This window comes from Flagellimonas alvinocaridis (genome assembly GCF_965248585.1).
GTDB lineage: Bacteria > Bacteroidota > Bacteroidia > Flavobacteriales > Flavobacteriaceae > Flagellimonas > Flagellimonas alvinocaridis.
In genome coordinates, this window is record NZ_OZ252111.1 from 572783 (window position 1) to 592125 (window position 19343).

Sequence of the window (19343 nt, forward strand, 5' to 3'; positions counted from 1 at the left end):
TACCAAAAAACTGCATCACCCATGAAAAAGAAAATTCTGTTTCTAGTTTCCTTGACCCTATTATTTTTTGTTGCCTGCGACGATGATGAATCCAATGGCGAATATGCCGAGTACTTGGTGGCCCGCCCCATTGTGATGAGCCAAGCTGAATTTGCGGCCAGTGTTGATATCATTGCACCACGGCCCATAGATGAATCCGGAAAAATATATACGTACAAGGATTACATTTTTGTCAACGACAAACATCAAGGCATTCATGTCATCAACAATGCCAATCCACAACAACCCGTAAAAATCGGATTTATAAAGATTCCGGGTAATGTAGATATCTCTATAAAGGATGATTTCCTATATGCGGATAGTCTTATGGATTTGGTGGTTCTCGATATTTCCGATATCAATAATATTAAGCAGGTGAACCGATTGGAAAATGTTCTGTACAGCAATGTTTTTTGGCCCATGGAAGCTGATATTTTTGAATATGAGGATTATGATTACCAAACGGAGATCCTGATCGGATGGGAAACCATAACGGAGCGAAGATTGATTTCCGAGGTGGAAGAGGGTATAGGAAGAGGTTTTTTCTTTGATAACGTGGCAGTTGCCGAAGCGGCCAATGATGGAGGGTCAGGTCAAGGTGGTTCTTTGGCCCGTTTTAAGATTGTGGCCGACTACCTTTATGCCGTGGACAACCATAACATCAATATTTTTAATATTTCAGATTTGGATAACCCCAAAGAATTGGAAGATGTATACGCTGGGTTCGATATCGAGACCATTTTCAATAGGGACAACCATTTGTTCTTGGGGAGTATGCGCGGCATGTACATTTATGATATCACCAATCCGGCAAAACCAGAGTTTGTTTCCGAGTTTGAGCATGGAACGGCATGTGACCCCATAGTAGTTGATGGAAACTACGCTTATGTTACCCTGCGTGGGGGCAATTGGTGCGGAGCTACGGAGAGTGGTCTTTTTATTGTGGATATTTCCAATATTGAAAGTCCTGAACTGGCAATCTCGTACCCTATGGATGGTCCGTACGGGTTGGGAATCAAGGGGGAAAAGCTTTTTGTCTGCGATGGTGATTCAGGTCTTAAAGTTTATGATAAGACCGATATTAATGATTTGAAACAGTTAAATCATTTTGAAGATATTGTTACGTTTGATGTAATTCCGTTAGAAAACCAATTGATCATGGTGGGAGATGAAGTGCTCTATCAATATGAATATTTAGATGACGGAATAAAGCTTATCAGCCAGATAGGGCTGAAATAAAAAAGTACCGTTTTAAAGTCAAATATCCCGTTTTCAGCGGGATATTTTTTTGCCTATGGGTTTACAAAAAATTCAAAATCGAAATTTTGACATACTTTTGTTACCACAAAACCCAGTGCATGCCAAAGAATTTAGTTATTGTAGAGTCCCCCGCAAAGGCTAAGACCATAGAACGTTTTTTAGGAAAAGAGTTTCAAGTTGAATCCAGTTTTGGGCATATTGCAGATTTGCCATCCAAAGAACTTGGTGTAGATGTAGAAAATGATTTCAAGCCAAAATATACCGTAGATAAGGAAAAGAGGGCCTTGGTAAAGAAACTGAAGGACCTCGCCCAAAAAGCAGAAACCATATGGCTGGCCAGTGATGAGGACCGTGAGGGAGAAGCTATTTCATGGCACTTGGCAGAGGAGTTGAAATTGGACAAGAGCAAAACAAAGCGTATTGTTTTTAATTCGATAACCAAGTCTGCCATCCAAAAAGCCATTGAAAATCCACGGGACATTAATTACAATTTGGTAAATGCGCAACAGGCCCGAAGGGTTTTGGACCGATTGGTGGGCTATGAGCTTTCCCCGGTACTTTGGAAAAAAATAAAGCCGGGACTTTCCGCTGGGCGGGTGCAATCCGTTGCCGTACGGTTGATCGTGGAACGGGAAAGGGAAATAGACGGTTTTACCCCGGAAGCTTCTTTCAGGATAAGGGCCGATTTCAAGACTGGCGATGGCAATATGTTTTCTGCCAGACTCAATAAGACGTTTTCCTCCAAAGCAGAAGCCGAAAACTTTCTTCAAAAAAATATTGGGGCAGATTTTTCAGTGGCCAATCTGGATAAAAAACCGGCCAAGAAATCCCCAGCTCCCCCATTTACCACATCTACCTTGCAGCAGGAAGCTTCACGTAAATTATATTTTTCGGTGAGCCGTACCATGCAAGTGGCCCAACGTTTATACGAAGCAGGACTCATTACTTATATGAGAACGGATAGTGTAAACTTGTCCAATGAGGCTTTGGGTGCCGCTAAGGAGGCTATCGTTCAAAACTACGGTAAAGAATATAGTCAAGTGCGAAACTATACAGGCAAATCCAAAGGTGCCCAAGAAGCGCACGAAGCGGTACGCCCTACAGACATGAAACTACAATCCCCTTCTTTGGAGCGGGATCAGGCCAAGCTCTACGAGCTTATATGGAAGAGAACCTTGGCTTCGCAGATGAGCGATGCGCAATTGGAGCGTACCAATGTGAAAATAAAGGCCAGTTCCCATACAGAAGAGTTTACGGCCAACGGAGAAGTGGTCAAATTTGATGGTTTTCTTAAGGTATACTTGGAAGGCACGGATGATGAAGATATTGCAGAGGAGCAGGAAGGGATGCTTCCAGCCATGCAGATTGGGGAGGCCTTGCAAAATGTATTCATAACGGCCACGGAACGGTTTACCCGGGCACCGTACCGCTACTCCGAAGCTTCCTTGGTGAAGAAATTGGAAGAATTGGGAATTGGAAGGCCATCTACCTATGCGCCAACCATTTCTACCATTCAGAACAGGGGATATGTTGAAAAAGGAACGGTGGAAGGAACAGAAAGAAAGTATGTTCAGTTGGTTTTGGAAGATGGGAAAATATCAGAAAAAGGACTTTCTGAGATGGTAGGCTCCGATAAGGGAAAATTGGTGCCCACGGATATTGGAATGATCGTAAACGATTTCTTGGTGAGCCATTTCACCAAAATCCTTGATTACAACTTTACTGCCCAGGTAGAAGAGGATTTTGATGAGATTGCTGCAGGTGAAGAAGACTGGCAAGAAATGATGAAGTCCTTCTACAAAGATTTTCATCCCAATGTTGTGGAAGTTGAGGAAAATGCCGATCGTGCCAGCGGAGAACGCATTTTGGGAACCGACCCCAAAACAGGGCGTCAGGTAGCCGCAAGATTGGGCCGTTTTGGACCAATGGTTCAAATTGGAACGGTGGATGAAGAGGAAAAACCGCTCTTTGCCAGTTTGTTGCCGGACCAATCCATCAACACCATTACCTTTGAAGAGGCCATGGAGCTTTTTCAATTGCCTCGCAAATTGGGTGAGTATAAAGGAGAGGAAATAGAGGCCAATGTAGGCCGATATGGTCCGTATGTGCGCTTTGGAAAAAAATTCATTTCCCTGGCCCAAGGAGAAAGTGCCTTTGATGTGGATTTGGATCGCGCCATTGAGTTGATCAAGGAAAAAGAAAAAGCCGATGCACCCATTGCCTCGTATGAAGGAATGGAAGTTACCAAGGGCAAGGGGAGGTTTGGACCGTTTATAAAATGGAACGGAATCTTCATCAATGTGAACAAAAAATACGATTTTGACAACCTTTCCCAATCCGATATAGAGGAGCTCATTGAGGATAAAAAGAAGAAAGAAGCCGAAAAGCTGGTACAAGAGTGGCCTGAAGAAAAAATACGTATTGAGAAGGCCAGATGGGGAAGGCACAATATTATCAAGGGAAAAATAAAAGTGGAACTTGCCAAGGATGTGGATGCCACAAAAATCTCTTTGGAAGAAGCCCAGGCCCTTTTGGAAAAAAAATCACCTAAGAAAAAAGCCAAAGCAAAAGCTAAGAAATAGTATGGCATTCGATTTTTTGGTCCCCGTCAAGGACAAGGTATTGGCCTATTCAGAATTATTGCCGCCACAGGCACTGGGTAAGAACATCCACATGCATACCGAAAAAGATGGGCTGCCAGTATTTGCCCATGCCGATGTCGCCATTTTTGGTGTGAAGGAATCCAGAAATGCCTTTGAGAAAAAAACGGAGGAATTGGATTTGGAGGAAATCCGAATACAGTTGTACCGTCTTATGATGGGGAATTGGAATTCCACCATTATAGATATTGGCGATGTGGAGGAAGGCGAGACGGTGGAAGACACTTATTTTGTGGTCAAGGAAATTGTGGCTGGACTCCTAGAGGAAAATATTATACCTATAATCTTGGGCTATACCCAAGATATTACCCTGCCAACCTATAGGGCCTTTGATAAGATCAGGGACATGGTGAACTTGGTTGCCATAGATAGCCGTTTTGACTTTGGGGAGGACGATGAACTTATTTCTTCGCATTCGTACATGAGCAGGATCATTACGGATAAACCCAATAATCTTTTCAATTTCTCCAATATTGGGTACCAGAGTTATTTCAACGCCCAAGAGGAAATAGATTTAATGGAAAGGCTATTTTTTGATGCCTATAGGTTAGGAGACATTACATCGAACATAGAATTGGCGGAACCCATTTTAAGGAGCAGCGATATAGTTAGTTTAGATTTGCGCGCCATCAGGGCCAGCGAAATGGGCATGCATAAAAACTTTTCGCCCAATGGTTTCACAGGTAGGGAAATCTGTGCCATAGCCCGGTATGCCGGAATAAGCGATCGAGTATCTCTGCTGGGCATCTACGAAGGGGAGAATACCCATCAAGCCTTTCAAATGATTGCCCAACTCATCTGGTATTTTATAGAAGGACTAAGTTTCAGGATACAGGAAACCCCAACATCCAAAAGCGAAGATTTCACCAAATTTACGGTACCCACTGATACAGAGGAGCTGGTCTTTTACAAAAGCCATGTTACCGAACGCTGGTGGGTTGAAGTACCATCAATTTTACCACAACATACTAAAACAAATTCGGTGGCGTTATTACCTTGCACCGAAGGGGACTATTTGGATGCTTGCAACCAGAACATCCCCGAAAGGTGGTTCAAGGCCTACAGAAAGGGCTTTAACTAAACAAATTAAATTTTAAGCATTGACTGTTCTTACACAATAAATTATTCAAAAATTAGTTTTGAGAGTAATGAATTTGTGTAGCACCGTTTATAATCTTGAATCGAAAATTTAACCTAAAGTATGAGAAAGCTATTCATTTCATCTATAGTACTTGTTTTTTTGCTTAGCAGTTGCGGCTCTAAATCAAGGTCAAAAGGTGAACTAGTTGGGGCCCCAGGGAAAAAATGGCATCCAGAGAAACCCTATGGAATGGAATTGATTCCACGAGGTGCCTTTGTTATGGGTAAGGCCGAAGAAGATCAGGCCAAAGTATTGAATGCCCCCACAAGAACGGTTACCGTACGTTCTTTTTATATGGATGATACGGAAATCACCAATAGTGAGTACCGTCAGTTTGTGGAGTGGGTAAAGGATTCCATTGTACGGACCAGATTGGCCATATTGGCCGACGAATTGGGCATTAGCCCGGAAGACGAAGGTATAGGGGAGTATGCTTTTAAGGATACGGATACCACTGACCTTTCCGTGTATGACAAATACATGTTGGACAATTATGCAGGTCTGGGGGAAACCGGTTACGAAGGACGCGCATTGAACAAAGATGCGGATTTGGTATGGGATACTTCAGAGTATCCAGATGAGTATTATGCCGAAGTAATGGATTCCATCTATCTTCCTGAAGAGGAAAGCTATAATGGTCTCCGGTCCATAGATGTTACCAAACTGAAGTATAAATACAGTTGGATGGACATTGAAGCTGCTGCCCGTGCAAAGACCGGAAGCAGAAAAGATTTTATCAAGCATGAAGAATTGGAAATCTATCCAGATACCACAGTGTGGATCAGGGATTTTGAATATTCCTACAACGAGCCCATGCACAACGATTATTTTTGGCACGATGCCTACAGTGATTATCCTGTTGTTGGGGTAAACTGGATGCAAGCCAAGGCCTTCTGTAATTGGAGGACCAAGTTTAAGAACGATGATCAGAAAAGTAGAGGGAAGCAGTTCGTGAACCAGTTCCGATTGCCTACCGAAGCTGAATGGGAATATGCTGCCCGTGGCGGTATTGAAGGAGGTACATACCCATGGGGTGGTCCATATGTGATCAGTGACACGGGTTGTTTTATGGCCAACTTTAAGCCACAGCGTGGAGATTATGCAGCCGATGCCGCTTTGTACACCGTAGAGGCCAAATCATTTGAACCAAATGACTATAACCTGTACAATATGGCTGGTAACGTATCGGAATGGACCAGCTCCAGCTTTGATCAAGGAGCCTATGAATACCTGTCTACCATGAACCCCAACGTAGGTTCAGGACAGAACCAAAGAAAAGTGATCCGTGGTGGATCTTGGAAAGATGTTGCGTACTTCCTACAAGTAAGTACAAGGGATTATGAATATCAGGATTCCGCAAGAAGCTACATTGGTTTCAGGACCGTACAGGATTATATGGGTGAAGAGGATTCCACCAACGGAAGCAGAAGCGGACTATAATAACGAGAGAACATTATATAAATAAACCAGTAACCAAATACTTATTTATATAACTTAATTAAAACTAGAATTATGGCACAGTCAAAATCAACAAAAAAGCTGTTTAACATGGCCTACGGGCTTGGAGCATCGGTGGTAATCATTGGTGCATTGTTCAAGATCCTTCACTGGGAGTTTGGACCCCTTACAGGTGGACTTCTTCTTGCGGTAGGTCTTATTACTGAAGCATTGATATTCGCAATCAGTGCATTTGAACCTGTGGACGATGAATACGATTGGTCCTTGGTGTACCCAGAGTTGGCCAATGGTCAATCCAACGGAAAAAAGAATGAGGTCAAGGATGCCCAAGAAGCAGAAGGACTTCTTTCCAGAAAATTGGATGACCTTCTTAAGGAAGCCAAAATCGATTCTGAGCTTTTCTCCAACTTGGGTGAGAGCATCAAGAGTTTTGAAGGTGCTGCCAAGAATATCACTCCAACCACAGATGCAATTCAACACACTAAAAAGTATTCTGAGGAATTGTCCCACGCCGCTGCCCAAATGGAGTCTTTGAACAGCTTGTACAAAGTACAGTTGGAAAGCGCTAGCAGACAAGCCTCCATCAATGAGGAAGTAGTTCAGAATGCAGGAGCCTTGAAAGACCAAATGGAGTCTTTGGCCACCAACCTTTCCTCCTTGAATGGAGTATATGGAGGTATGCTTTCCGCCATGGGTAGCAAAAACTAATTAGGATATCGATTGAATGATATCAAACCCCAAATCAAATTAATTTATAATTCTAATTAGATAAACATGGCATCAGGAAAACAAACACCACGTCAGAAGATGATCAACCTTATGTACTTGATCTTCATCGCGATGTTGGCACTTAATATGAGCAAGGAGGTTCTTGCAGCATTCGGACTTATGAACGAAAAGCTGGAGACTTCCAATACCAGAATGGACTCCAGTAACTCCGATTTCTTGGCAAGCTTGGGAACCAAAGCTGAAGAGAATGAGGCAGAGTACGGATCGCTGTACCAAAATGCTCAGCAAATCAAAGAACTTTCCGATAAGTATTATACCTATCTGGAAGGATTGAAAAAAGAAATGACCGCCGATTTGGAAGATCCCAAAGATTATGTGGTCATGGACAAATCTGACTATTTGGACCAAAAGTTTTTTCAGGGAGATAACCTAGGCCCTGAAGGAAAAGAGTTCATGAAACAAATCAATGAGTACCGTGAAGGTGTGATCAACACATTGCCAGAAGGAAAGTTTACTGCTGTTAAAGAAGCTGTAAAGACCCGTTTTGCAACTGGTGACGCCGACGGTAAGGTAGAGAAAAGAGACGGTACACGTCAAGATTGGATCAACTATCACTACGAAGGGTTCCCATTAGTGGCCTCTTTGACCAAGTTGACCCAATTGCAGGCCGATATCAAGACTACTGAGCAAGAGGTGTTGAAAAACCTTTTGGAAGGTAACTTGACCGCCGCCGTATCCTTGACCAATTTTGCCAGTTCTTTGGCTGCCCCTAAAACGGCTTACTACTCCGGTGAAAAATACGATGGTAAGATCATTGTAAGTAAAACCGATAAGACATCCACTCCTGTTAAAGCAGAGTTGACCTTGGATGGTAGAACTTTGGCCGAAGGTAAAGACTACGCTTTGGAAGCTGGAGGTATTAAAATGTTGATCAGTGCCGGTACCCCAGGTGACCACACCATTAAAGGAACCATGTACTTTATGCAGGATGGAAAAGAGGTGCCTGTTGAGGTGAACAATACCTTTGCTACAATCTCTATGCCTAATGCAGCAGTTATCTCTGCAGATAAGATGAACGTAGTATACCGAGGTGTTGCCAACCCAATGACTATCTCCATCCCTGGTATTCCTGACAACAAGGTGAATGCTTCTGCTCCTGGTTTGAGTAGAAGAAGCGGAAGCCAGTATGTGATGAACCCGGGTACGGGTAGAACAGTTACCATTACCGCTTCAGGAACATTGCCTGATGGGAAGCCGATATCGAGCAAAAATGAGTTCCGTATCAAGGATATTCCAAGACCAGGTGGTACGGTTCGTGGAGAGTCTGGTAGTATTAAAATGCCAAGAAGAAACCTTGAGATTTCTACCATTGGCGCCATGTTGGAAGACTTCGATTTTGATTTGAACCTTGCTGTTGGGCAGTTCAAGTTCAAAGTACCTGGTCAGCCTACCGTGGTTGTAAATGGAAACAAATTGGACAACCGTGCCAAGTCTGCCTTGCAAAGGGCTCAGCGTGGCGATGCTGTTCAGATTTTCGATATCCAAGCGTATATCACCAACAACAAGAGCTACAAGTTGAAAAAGGTATCTCCAGTTGTGGTTGAGCTTACAAACTAATAAAGTATAGAAGTAATCATGAATTGGAAAAATGTATTTATAATCGGATTGTTGGGTGTATTGCCCGTATCAATGATGGGACAGGCGAACATTTTGAACGCCAAACTGCCCACCGATATTGGCAAGAAGACCGAAGCTCAAATTGAGCAGGACAATGACGCTCCTCTGGCATACGGTTATGTGGATGATAGGGATATCCTATGGTCTAAAACCGTCTGGGAGACCATTGACCTGGATGAGCGTGTCAACTTTCCGTTGTACTATCCCACCGATACTATAGGTATTGGGGCGGACCGAAGGTCTTTGTACCATGTGTTGATGAAAAACATCAGAAATGGGAAACTGACCGAGGTGTACACAGATTCGTACTTTACCGAAAAACGGAAGCTGTCGGATCTTTCCGCTACCTTGACTAAAATTGATACCACTGACCTGGGATACGAGCAATTTAATGCCGGTGAGCAGATTTCCCCTGAGTTTATCAACAAAAGGGATTTGACCGCTGCCGATATTGAAGAGTATCGCATAAAGGGAATCTGGTACTTTGACAAGCGTCAAGGGGAACTGAAGTACCGTCTATTGGGGATTGCCCCCGTTGCGCCGGACGTAAACTTTATAGATGATGAATCTATAGACCCAGGAGAAAACAAAGTAGAGCTGTTCTGGGTTTGGTATCCTGCTGCACGACAAGTGTTGCACGAAGCCAAAGTGTACAACCAACGTAACTCCGCAAGACCCATCTCTTATGACATGCTGTTGAATGCAAGACGTTTCAACGGAGTGATCTATAAAGAGGACAACGTTCACGGAGACCGTAAGATAGATGATTACATTTTTGACAATGCCCTGTTCCAATTGCTGGAAGCACAACGAATCAAGGAAGTGATCCGCGATAGGGAACAAGATATGTGGGCGTATTGATTTAGCCCGCCATAAATTTCCAATTCAATAAGACAGAACGCCGCACATTTGTGCGGCGTTTTTTATGCATTCAAGATAAGATTCTCATTCCGAGCTGTCAGTCTGAGCGCCCGTCTGACGGACAGGCAGGCAGTCGAAGACAAAGCGAGAAATCAGAATAAGTTTGACAGCCATCTTTTACCTTATGCAAATCAGGGAAGTTTAGGGGAGAGGGAAAGGTTCATTGCCATCACCCTGCTCGTTTGTCAATCTATATCCCATATCCGTCAATTCTAGCTGGATTTTTTAGTAGGAAAACGCTAACTTCACGAATCAGTCGATATAATTCATTTAAATACGAATCATATCTTTAGACGTTAGCTTACATGCATTTTGTTCGATAATTTTTAAATAACATCTATGAAACCAATAATTTTTGTCTTTGCAAGTCTTGTTTTGTTCTGGAATTATGAAAACTCTCCCACGGATTCTAATTTAGAAGGGTTTTGGACCAATGAGAATACTGAGGCACCCGGTATTACCAAATGCAATATTAGATATGAGGATAATCGATTTTATGTGCAGATTTGGGGGAAATGTCGTCCTACCGATTGTGATTGGGGAGAAAATGCCTCTAATGAAATTTCCAATGAAACGGACGAACTAAAATTGACTTGGAAAAATGAATTCGTGGAAAGAAATCAAACCCTTGAACTGATTGAGGGCAAACTCATCATTACAACCGAAAACCACTATAAAGATGGTAGGCCGAAAAACTCATTCTCCGAGACTTTTGTTAAAAAATAAACACCTAAGCTAACATTGTGTATAGCTCATTGCGGCCTATTTGGTTAATCGAATTTAAATTCCTACAAAGGAACAAAAGGCAAAACTGAAAAATCCGTACCTTAAACCCACGCAACGAAGCCATACACAGGACCGATACGTGCCCCCCCCTTTTTTTCTTAGCACATTTAAGCTTTTTAAAAAGGAACGCGGCAACCTATCAATCAACAAACCACACCTACACGTTTCACCCAATAGCTACTAACCAAATACCCGATATTCGTGACGATTGGTGTAATTCGTGTCAATTTGTAAAAAAGACCAGCCTCCTAATCTTTAACATCTACTCGAGATGCCTACTTTTGCACCATGTATGATTATTTGGTTGTTGGTCTGGGCTTGGCCGGAATTTCCTTTTGCGAAGTACTGGAGAAGGAAGGCAAGTCTTTTAAAGTGGTTTCTGATGCATCGCAGCAAGCTTCCCAAGTTGCGGGCGGCCTATACAATCCAGTAATTTTAAAGCGGTTTACCTTAGCCTGGAAGGCCAGGGAACAAATGGAGTTGGCTCAACCTTTCTATGCCCAATTGGAACAGAAATTGGGGGTACAGCTGGACTTTAAAGTTCCTGTGTTACGTCGTTTTGCCTCTATTGAAGAACAAAATACATGGTTTGAAGCTGCCGATAAACCGGGGTTGGACCATTTTTTGTCAACCGCCATTGTATCGAACCAAAACAATGCTCTAGATGCACCGTATGGTTTTGGAGTAGTCAATTATACCGGAAGAATAGATACGGGCACCTTGGTAGAGGCTTACACAGCCTATTTGGATCAAAAGGGAGCCTTGAAAAAAGAGTCTTTTGATTTTTCCGCCCTTAAAATTGAAGAAGCAAAGGTCTCATACAAAACCATGGAGGCAAAGCAAATTATCTTTGCCTGTGGTTATGGCCTTCAAGACAATCCTTTTTTCAACTACCTGCCCTTGAACGGCACCAAAGGGGAATTGTTGACGATCAAAGCACCAGCGTACAAGGAAAGCAGAGTGATAAAGTCGTCTGTGTTCACCATTCCGTTGGGAGGGGATTTGTATCGGGTAGGCGCTACCTATAAATGGAAGGATAAGACCAATGAGCCCACCGAAGCATCCAAAAATGAACTTCTGGACAAGCTGACCACTTTTTTACAATGTGATTTTGAGGTGATGGACCATGTGGCGGGTATTCGGCCAACTGTGGTAGATAGAAGGCCTTTGGTAGGGCAACACCCAGAACATAAAAAGTTGTACGTCCTCAACGGATTTGGGTCTAGGGGCGTACTTATTGCGCCCTATGCTTCACCCCAATTATACCAAGCCATTGAGCACCAACAACAGATTGATCCTGAAATGGACATCCAACGGTTTACCAAAAAATATTATCCAGATTAACCTTCCGCTACGGTATGCTTGTGTGTGTAATGCACTGAAGCTTGCGGGTCATATTTAAAAAAGAAATTCACCCAAATATTACGTGACAAACGAACTATCACGGGCATGAAAACAACCAATGTGCCCACTATGGCAATAAAAGTGCCTAGTAAAGACGCGTTAAAAATCAAAAATGCAATTACAAAGGCCGCAACGGCAAAGGCTACCCCAACGGCATAACTCACGTACATGGCACCGTAGAAAAAAGAAGGCTCTATTTTGTACTTAGTGCCGCAGTGGGAACAACGCTCGTTCATGTTAAAAATTTGGGAAATAGCATACGGATTGGTGTTTTGGTACATGCTTTCCTCATGGCATTTGGGACAACTTCCTGTTAAAATACTGTACAGTTTGGTTCCTTTTTTTAACATTTGCAGCGATTTTATGCAAAAATACGCAATACCGTAATTTTGTTTTGTAATTCAGGTCACATAAAATGTTAAATGTCCATAATCTTTCAGTAGCCTTTGGGGGTGAATATCTTTTTGAAGAAATAGCGTTTCGTTTAAATGCTGGAGACCGGGTGGGTCTTATTGGTAAGAACGGTGCCGGCAAATCAACCATGCTGAAATTGTTGTCCAAGGATATGGCGCCGGATGAGGGGACCATTGCCACGGAAAAGGACCTTAAAATAGGCTTTTTAAGACAGGACATAGATTTTGAACAGGGCCGAACCGTATTGGACGAATCCTATCAGGCATTTGCAGATATCAAGGCCATGGAGCAAAAGCTTGAAGAAATTAACACGGCCTTGGCGGAGCGAACCGATTACGAGAGCGAGGGCTATCATCAGCTAATGGTAGATTTGAACGATGTTACCCATCATTATGAAATCTTGGGTGGCTACAACTATCAAGGCGATACTGAAAAAGTATTGTTGGGGTTGGGTTTTAAGCGGGATGATTTTGATAAGCTGACGGATACCTTTTCCGGGGGATGGCGCATGCGGATAGAGTTGGCCAAGCTGCTTTTGCAGAATAACGATGTACTGTTACTGGATGAGCCTACCAACCACTTGGATATAGAATCCATCATTTGGTTGGAACAATTCTTAAAGACATATCCCGGTGCCGTTGTGATTGTTTCTCACGATAAAATGTTCTTGGATAATGTAACCAATAGGACCATAGAAATTTCCTTAGGTCGAATTTACGATCATAATAAACCATATACCAAGTTCTTGGAGTACAGAAAGGAAATCAAGGAACAACAGCTTAGTGCCCAAAAAAACCAAGAAAAACAAATACAACAGACCGAGCGCTTAATTGAGAAGTTCAGGGCTAAATCGAGCAAGGCTTCTATGGCGCAGTCCCTCATTAAAAAACTGGACAAGATCGAGCGTATTGAAGTGGACGAGGAGGATAATAGTGTCATGAACCTTCGTTTTCCTATATCAATAAATCCTGGTAAGGTAGTGGCAGAGCTGGATGACCTTTCCAAAAGCTATGGTAAAAAAGAAGTTTTAAAAGATATTGATCTTTTGGTGGAACGTGGCACCAAAACCGCTTTTGTGGGACAAAACGGACAAGGAAAAACCACTTTGGCCAAAATTATAGTGGGAGAGTTGGACCATACCGGAAGCTTGAAAATTGGACACAATGTACAACTAGGCTATTTTGCCCAGAACCAAGCAGAATATCTGGAGGGCGAAAAAACCATTTTAGATACCATGATCGATGCTGCCAATGAAAAGAACCGAAGTAAGGTTCGGGATATATTGGGTTCTTTTCTTTTTCGTGGTGATGAAGTGGAAAAATATGTAAAAGTACTCTCTGGTGGAGAACGAAACCGCTTGGCTTTGGCCAAAATGTTATTGCAGCCCTTTAACGTCCTGATCATGGATGAGCCTACGAACCATTTAGACATCAAATCCAAAAATGTACTGAAAAAGGCACTACAGAATTTTGAAGGAACATTGGTGCTGGTATCCCATGACCGTGACTTTTTGCAAGGACTTACAGATAGGGTCTACGAATTTAAGGATGGTGGTATTAAAGAGTATTTGGGCGACATAGATTTTTATCTGGAGCAGCGCAAGGCAGACGACTTCAGAAAAATTGAGAAAGGAGAGAAAAAAGTAGAAAAGAAAGTAGAGGAGGTATCCAAAGAAAATGATTACCAAGTCCAAAAAAAGCTGAAATCCCTTAAGAACAAATTAAGTGGGGTTGAGAAGCAAATTTCACAATTGGAAAAAGAGATAGCCGACATTGACCATGACCTTTTAATGGATTATGATACGACCATTGCCCGCCCCAATTTTTTTGACACCTATCAAGGCAAGAAGAAAAAGTTGGAGAACTTAATGGAAGATTGGGAGGTCTTGTCCCACGAATTGGAGTCCCTAAATTGATGTGGGATAGAAATTTACACCACACTTTTACCCTCGTTCACAACAAATTGCGTTCGATTCACCGATTAAATTTGTAAGTTTTTTCGTCTTTTGATTACTTTGTAGGTAAATTCCTTAGGGTAAAATAAGTATTCAATGATTCGATTGGCCGTTTTCTTCTTATGTATGCTGGTGTCTGTAGGTAAGACCTACGCCAACCAGGAAGTCCCCCAAGAGGAGAGGAATGCCCTCATAGATCTATACAACAGCACCAAAGGTGACAAATGGAACAATTCCTGGAATATGGAATCTCCAATTCACACTTGGAAAGGAGTAGAGATAAAAGACAACCATGTGGTGGGGTTGACCTTGTTCATGAACAATTTGGACGGCGTACTTCCAGAAAGCATGGGTAAACTGAAACATTTGACCCAATTGAATTTGGCATTCAACAATATTACCGGAGTTCTGCCCAAGGATATTGTAAAATTAAAAAACCTTAGAGTGTTGCGCCTAGAAATGAATCGTATCAAAGGTTCGCTTCCGGATGGTATTGGAAAAATGAAACAATTGGAAGTTCTCTCCATGTTCAACAATTTCTTAAGTGGCCCCATTCCTGATACGTTCGGAAACCTCACTAAACTAAAAGAACTCAATCTCTCCAGCAATAATCTAAAAGGAATCATTCCAAAATCCATAGGGAATCTGACCCAGTTGGAAGCTTTGGGCCTTTTTGAGAATGGCCTGGAAGGAAGTATACCGGCCGAAATGGGAAATTTAACCCAGTTAAAGGAACTCGTACTGGCCAATAATCAATTGGGAGGTGAGATTCCTACAGAGTTCGGACAATTGGCTAGCATACAGGTGTTGCAATTACAAAACAATCGATTTGATTCCTACACAGGACTCAAAATGATGAATACAGAACAGTTTTTGGTCTTTGATAGTGATGATAAGACCTTGACGCCACGATTTAATGACATCCATTTTGAACGTTCGCGTATGGCGGATACAAAATTTGAGGATGACAACGAAAATGAGTAGTTAGTTATTACTTTAGTTTGTTTGGTTTGGGGATACAGGCGTGTATCCCCTTTTTCTTTTTATGGATTTGATCAGAAGAAGAACGGTTTCCATGAATGATTGTGAGAATTGGGAAAGATTCCTTCTTTTGTTTAACTTCACTTAGATTCATTGTTTATAGTTTACACAGAAGTATTGTGCTCTCTTTTGTTTTGAACATTTACCGATTTGCCAAAGCCATTGTCAAAGGAATCAAAAATGATGATGAGTTTAAATTCCTGTGCTACTTTTTGATGTTTTTATTGATAGGCTCTACCCTTTTCTATTCCCAAACAGAACATTGGTCCGTTATTGATTCGTTGTACTTTTCGGTGATGACCATGGCTACTGTGGGGTATGGCGATTTTGTTCCCACTACGGATTTGGGCAAGGTCTTCACTATAATTTATGCCTTTCTATCTATTGGAACCTTTGTGGCATTCACTGCAAAAATTGTGCGGTTGATTTTGGAAGATGGCTCACGCAGAAAACTATTCAAGAACAGCACAAGAAAATAACAAACCCGCCTGATAAATAATTCAAATACTTACCCAATCATCTTTATCAAAATTTATGGTTTTGCTAGACCTGAAACAGAATGGGTAAAATCTCCCCAACTGAGTAAAATCTTATCTATTTAGAATACAGGAAGTTTTGTTTTTGTTCTGATATTCAGTCGCTTAAATAAAAAAGTTGTTTTGGGCACACCCTTTGCCCAATGCACATACGTTCTGGGTTTCAAGAATAAGCCCGGGACGCTTAATATGGAAAAGATGAAAAATTTAAAAAGAAGCTTATGTTCCACTTGCAAATTTCTTACGGATTGTTCGTTGACTACAAACCATAACGATATCAATTCATGTAGTGAATATGTGCACCAAAGAGAAGAGGAGTACGTAGTCTTTGAATGGAACTATGTAGAAGTTTAAAAATCAAAAAAAATTAATTAAAAGAAGTATTGGTAATGATTACAAAAACAAAAAAAATAAAAAGGGTGTTAAAGCAGGGGATGCTGGACAATGTGATGCGCCAGTTTGACAATGCTGCAGATATCATAGAGCTGAATCCCAACATTAGAAAAATATTGGAAGTCACCAACAATGAGTTGGTGGTGCATTTCCCAGTTCGGATGGACAATGGACAGGTTCAAGTATTTACTGGGTATAGGGTACAGCACAATAATGCCCTTGGACCATACAAGGGAGGTTTACGCTATCACCCTACGGTTGATATTGATGCGGCTAAAGCATTGGCCATGTGGATGACTTGGAAAACTTCACTTGCCAACTTACCCTATGGTGGGGCTAAAGGAGGGATCCAACTGGATCCATCCAAATACTCTCAGTCAGAATTGGAACGCATAACCAGAAGATTTACCTATGCTTTGGGAGACAATATTGGTCCTGAACTGGATATTCCGGCACCGGATGTGAACACCAACAGCCAAACCATGGCTTGGATATTGGACACTTACATGTCTACCAAATCTCCTTCAGAACGTTCAACCAACCTTCACGTGGTTACAGGAAAACCGCTTGGGGCAGGTGGCTCCGAAGGAAGGGACAGAGCTACAGGATTTGGTGTGTTCTTGAGTATTAAGTTTTGGGCAGAACACAGGAACATAAACCTTAAAAACAAACGGTTCATTGTCCAAGGTTTTGGTAATGTTGGGTATTGGACAGCCTACTTCATGGAAAAAGAAGGAGCCAAGCTGGTTGCCGTGCAAGATGCCAAAGCCAGTATTTATGAAGAAGACGGAATAGCGGTAGAACCTCTTTTTGAATACGCAAGTGCCAATGGAAACTCGGTTTCTGGGTTTTCAGGTGCCAGAGAGATCCATGACGATGATTTTTTTGGGTTGGACTGTGATATTATTATACCAGCAGCCTTGGGAAATCAGATAACGGCCAAAAATGCACCAAAAATAAAGGCAAGACTCATTGCGGAAGGAGCCAACGGACCAACGGATGTAGAAGCTGAGGAAATCCTTTTGAAAAGGGAAATTGAGATCATCCCCGATATTTTATGTAATTCTGGAGGGGTAATAGGAAGTTATTTCGAGTGGCTTCAGAACCGAAACGGTGAGATTTGGTCCCTTGAAAAGGTCATGGAAAAATTGGAAGAAAAACTTAAGGAGTCGTTCGGAAAAGTTATTCAGACATCGGAAGAACGAAGAATGGATATGCGGACAGCGGCGTTTGTAATAGCCATTGAAAGACTTGAACAGACTTATGTGCAACGAGGAATTTTCCCATAATCAATACGAATGAAATACGGAAAACTGATCATAGAACAAAAAGAGTTTGTATTGTTGAAAAGGTATACCAACCTTTCTGGGTTTTATAAGGATGATACGCAGTTTGAATCCGCAAAAAGGCTATCCAAAGAGTTGGATACAGCCAAGATTTGCCATGAGAGCGAAATGCCCTATGACATTGTTCGTTTCAATTCTTATGTAACGATAACTTCTGGGGATGGCTGGCAAAAACGATTTCAACTTGTAATGCCCAAGGACAAGGATGTAAAGCAGGACAAGATTTCTATTTTGGCCCCCATGGGATCTGCGGTTGTTGGCTATGCAGAAGGAGATGATGTGGTCTGGAAGTTTCCTGCCGGGGAGAAGAAGTTGGTAATTGCCAAGGTGGAACAAACAGAGGAAACCTTGGATTTAAACACCTTAATATGAACCCACCTACTTTTTACATGCATGATACGATAGAACAAATTCTCCTGAAGCGGGAACATATCGAAATCAACGAATGGACAGAAGAGCTTGAGGCTATTGAAAAAGAGCTCCAATATGTACTGAAAGTACAAGAACAGTTATTGGAAAATAAGGAGTTGGATGGGATTTTGCGTGTGTTGCGCAGGGAGAATGCCATACTTTTGGCAAACCTGAACCGATATCTAATGGACAAGGCCAAAGCAGTGGAATGTGATACCTTGGAATGTGATATGTACCACTTACACCACCATGAAAAAAGCAGAGGCATGTTCAGGGAACATTTAAAAAAGTTCAGGAAAGCAAAGGAAAGTGTGCTCTTGGGTGTTCTTGGGAAAAACAGGGCCCATCTTGCAAAATGATTTGGACAATGTAACATGCGGCGCTATTGATCAAAGGTTTCTAAAACCTCATCAATTTGGGCAAGCAAGGATTGACTATTGCGTATTTTTCTTATGGTAAGCATAAGTTCCTTAAACTCTATTTTGTTAAAGGAAGTAGCAGGTGTGGTGCTCATAACGCTGCGGATAGGGTGGTAAGGACCAATACTGAAATTTAAGGTCCAATCATTTATTTCAATTATAGTGGGGCTACTTTCCACCAATACATGAAATTCATTGGGAATGGGATGGGCGGTTTTTTGCAATGTGTCGTTGGTAATCGGTTTGCCGATCTTAAAATCGTCCATCACTTCCATAATGTGCAATTCATTTAATTTTTCACCGATGGCCACCAATTTCCAAAAAGAATCTTTGTTTGGTGGTGTTGGGATCAATGCTGTATTGGACCAACAAAAATCTCCGTATTTAGACCGAAGATGGGATGCATGCATTGTTGCATAACTATAATGGAAAAGGTCTTCAGTGGAAAAAGCATTCTTATAGTCCTCTCGGATTTGAGGGTTGTTGATAAAGCATACATTTCCAGTAAATTCCCCATGATCATAGTCTAATTTCAGAGTCTCGATGATTTGCTGTAAAACATCTGGGTGAACTTCTATCCATTGCTTTATAAAATCAGTCAACTGTTGACTGTGCAATGCACTTGGATATGATTTTGGAAAAACAACCATGCTTTTAATCAATCAATTGATACCAAGGTAAAGATTAATGGCCACCAATGAAAGAAAGGATGTATTGGGTAGATGTCGCATCAGGGTTGCGGATTTGGCATGGA

Annotated in this window: 17 protein-coding genes; 15 read left to right on the plus strand and 2 right to left on the minus strand. The window is 41.9% G+C overall.

Annotation, left to right across the window (positions count from 1 at the left end; genetic code table 11):
- Positions 1 to 21 precede the first annotated feature (21 nt).
- The 9 genes from ACP14V_RS02550 to ACP14V_RS02590 all read left to right on the plus strand — a co-directional run bounded on the left by ACP14V_RS02550 (position 22) and on the right by ACP14V_RS02590 (position 12015).
- Entirely contained in the window at positions 22 to 1278 is a 1257-nt protein-coding gene (locus ACP14V_RS02550) for an LVIVD repeat-containing protein (RefSeq protein WP_424987786.1), read from the plus strand.
- A 119-nt stretch (positions 1279 to 1397) separates the two neighbouring features.
- On the plus strand, positions 1398 to 3881 hold the full coding sequence (topA, locus tag ACP14V_RS02555; RefSeq protein WP_272610776.1) for a type I DNA topoisomerase: 2484 nt from the start codon (positions 1398 to 1400) through the stop codon (positions 3879 to 3881).
- A 1-nt stretch (position 3882) separates the two neighbouring features.
- Complete coding sequence (locus ACP14V_RS02560) at positions 3883 to 5040, plus strand: formimidoylglutamase (RefSeq protein ID WP_136565486.1); 1158 nt, start codon at positions 3883 to 3885, stop codon at positions 5038 to 5040.
- 120 nt (positions 5041 to 5160) lie between these two features.
- Positions 5161 to 6540: a gliding motility lipoprotein GldK gene (gldK, locus tag ACP14V_RS02565; RefSeq protein WP_136565487.1), complete on the plus strand. Its 1380-nt coding sequence runs from the start codon at positions 5161 to 5163 to the stop codon at positions 6538 to 6540.
- A 72-nt stretch (positions 6541 to 6612) separates the two neighbouring features.
- A complete protein-coding gene (gene gldL / locus ACP14V_RS02570) occupies positions 6613 to 7266 on the plus strand; it encodes a gliding motility protein GldL (protein ID WP_116216208.1) in 654 nt (217 codons plus the stop codon).
- Positions 7267 to 7332: 66 nt separating this feature from the next.
- Positions 7333 to 8904, plus strand: a complete 1572-nt coding sequence (gene gldM, locus ACP14V_RS02575) for a gliding motility protein GldM (RefSeq protein ID WP_272610775.1) — start codon at positions 7333 to 7335, stop codon at positions 8902 to 8904.
- 18 nt (positions 8905 to 8922) lie between these two features.
- The gene (gene gldN, locus ACP14V_RS02580) at positions 8923 to 9825 is read left to right on the plus strand and encodes a gliding motility protein GldN (RefSeq protein ID WP_272610774.1); all 903 of its coding nucleotides are present in this window, start codon (positions 8923 to 8925) and stop codon (positions 9823 to 9825) included.
- A 399-nt stretch (positions 9826 to 10224) separates the two neighbouring features.
- Positions 10225 to 10611, plus strand: a complete 387-nt coding sequence (locus ACP14V_RS02585; RefSeq protein WP_272610773.1) for a hypothetical protein — start codon at positions 10225 to 10227, stop codon at positions 10609 to 10611.
- Between the two features lie 348 nt (positions 10612 to 10959).
- On the plus strand, positions 10960 to 12015 hold the full coding sequence (locus ACP14V_RS02590; RefSeq protein ID WP_272610771.1) for an NAD(P)/FAD-dependent oxidoreductase: 1056 nt from the start codon (positions 10960 to 10962) through the stop codon (positions 12013 to 12015).
- Here ACP14V_RS02590 and ACP14V_RS02595 read toward each other — a convergent pair.
- Entirely contained in the window at positions 12012 to 12425 is a 414-nt protein-coding gene (locus ACP14V_RS02595; RefSeq protein WP_272610770.1) for a DUF983 domain-containing protein, read from the minus strand. The two genes, ACP14V_RS02590 and ACP14V_RS02595, sit on opposite strands and share 4 nt — an antisense overlap.
- 65 nt (positions 12426 to 12490) lie before the next feature.
- Here ACP14V_RS02595 and ACP14V_RS02600 point away from each other — a divergent pair, with 65 nt between their 5' ends.
- From ACP14V_RS02600 to ACP14V_RS02625, 6 genes are all read left to right on the plus strand, one after another.
- On the plus strand, positions 12491 to 14404 hold the full coding sequence (locus ACP14V_RS02600) for an ABC-F family ATP-binding cassette domain-containing protein (RefSeq protein WP_272610769.1): 1914 nt from the start codon (positions 12491 to 12493) through the stop codon (positions 14402 to 14404).
- A 135-nt stretch (positions 14405 to 14539) separates the two neighbouring features.
- Positions 14540 to 15427 (plus strand): leucine-rich repeat domain-containing protein, encoded by an 888-nt coding sequence (locus ACP14V_RS02605; protein WP_272610768.1) that lies wholly within the window; start codon positions 14540 to 14542, stop codon positions 15425 to 15427.
- A 176-nt stretch (positions 15428 to 15603) separates the two neighbouring features.
- Positions 15604 to 15963 carry a potassium channel family protein gene (locus ACP14V_RS02610; RefSeq protein WP_272610767.1) on the plus strand — a complete coding sequence of 120 codons (360 nt, stop codon included), beginning with the start codon at positions 15604 to 15606 and terminating at the stop codon, positions 15961 to 15963.
- A 446-nt stretch (positions 15964 to 16409) separates the two neighbouring features.
- Entirely contained in the window at positions 16410 to 17702 is a 1293-nt protein-coding gene (locus ACP14V_RS02615; RefSeq protein ID WP_272610766.1) for a Glu/Leu/Phe/Val family dehydrogenase, read from the plus strand.
- A 9-nt stretch (positions 17703 to 17711) separates the two neighbouring features.
- A complete protein-coding gene (locus ACP14V_RS02620) occupies positions 17712 to 18131 on the plus strand; it encodes a GreA/GreB family elongation factor (RefSeq protein WP_136565498.1) in 420 nt (139 codons plus the stop codon).
- Positions 18128 to 18529 (plus strand): hypothetical protein, encoded by a 402-nt coding sequence (locus ACP14V_RS02625; RefSeq protein WP_272610765.1) that lies wholly within the window; start codon positions 18128 to 18130, stop codon positions 18527 to 18529. The genes ACP14V_RS02620 and ACP14V_RS02625 overlap by 4 nt, the downstream gene beginning before the upstream one ends.
- Positions 18530 to 18552: 23 nt before the next feature.
- On the opposite strand, the gene ACP14V_RS02630 is transcribed toward ACP14V_RS02625, so the two are convergent.
- Positions 18553 to 19239, minus strand: coding sequence for a type ISP restriction/modification enzyme (locus ACP14V_RS02630; protein ID WP_272610764.1), 687 nt, complete (start codon positions 19237 to 19239; stop codon positions 18553 to 18555).
- Between the last annotated feature and the right edge of the window lie 104 nt (positions 19240 to 19343).